Below are 1,084 nucleotides of genomic sequence, written 5' to 3'. Positions count from 1 at the left end.
AAGCCGTGCTCGGCCGCTTCCCGGGCCTCTCCCAGGTCACGGTCATCGCCCGCGAGGACCGGCCCGGCGACAAGCGCCTGGTGGCGTACCTGGTCGCCGGGAGTGGCGGGCGCGCCGTGGACATCGAAGCCCTGCGCGCCCACGCGGCCGGGCTGCTGCCCGAGTACATGGTCCCCTCGGCCTTCGTGGTCCTCGACGGGCTCCCGTTGACCGGAAACGGCAAGCTGGACCGGCGGGCCCTGCCGGCCCCCGCACGGCCGGTGTCCGGTAGCGGACGGGAGCCGCGGAACACGTGCGAGGAGGTCCTCTGCGGCCTGTTCGCCGACGCGCTGGGCGTGCCCGTGGTCGGCATCGACGACAACTTCTTCACGCTCGGCGGCCACTCCCTCCTCGCCACCCGTCTCGTCAGCCGCATCCGTTCGGTCCTCGGGGCCGAACTGGTGGAACGCACGGTCTTCGAGGCCCCGACCGTCGCCGCCCTCGCCGAGCGGGTCGCGACGGCCGGTGCGGCCCGGGCCGCGCTGACGGCGGTGGAGCGCCCGGAGCTGATCCCGCTGTCCCCGGCCCAGAACCGCCTCTGGTTCCTCAACAGGCTGGAGGAGTCGGCGGCCACGTACGTTCTGCCGCTCGCGGTCCGGCTGTCCGGTCAGCTCGACCAGGAGGCCCTGGAGCAGGCACTGAACGACGTGGTGGCGCGGCACGAGAGCCTGCGGACGGTGTTCCCCGAGGTCGACGGGAAGCCCCGGCAGCTCATCCTGGAGCCCCGGCGGGTCCGCCTCGGTCTTCCCGTGGTGCAGGTCGCGGAGGCTGAGCTGGAGGACGCCCTGCGGTCCGCCTCCCTCGCCACCTTCGACGTCACCGTCGATCCGCCGGTCCGGGCCCGGCTGTTCGCCACCCGACCGGACCACCACGTCCTGCTCCTGCTGCACCACCACATCGGGAACGACGGCTGGTCACTGGCCCCGCTGGCCCGGGACATCAGCGTGGCCTATGCCGCGCGGCTGGAGGGCCGTGCCCCGGCCTGGTCCCCGCTCCCGGTCCAGTACGCCGACTACACCCTCTGGCAGCGCGAACTCCTCGGCAC

Annotated in this window: 1 protein-coding gene; it reads left to right on the top strand. The window is 73.6% G+C overall.

From position 1 onward, the window contains the following. The coding region (locus tag IH80_RS40370) for a condensation domain-containing protein (RefSeq protein ID WP_037882393.1) at window positions 1-1,084 on the top strand (1,084 nt) is incomplete at both ends.

The sequence above is a fragment of the Streptomyces sp. NRRL S-378 genome (genome assembly GCF_000720645.1).
Classification (GTDB): domain Bacteria; phylum Actinomycetota; class Actinomycetes; order Streptomycetales; family Streptomycetaceae; genus Streptomyces.
Note: the sequence above shows the minus strand (reverse complement) of the source record. Positions and strands in the feature narration are given on the sequence as shown.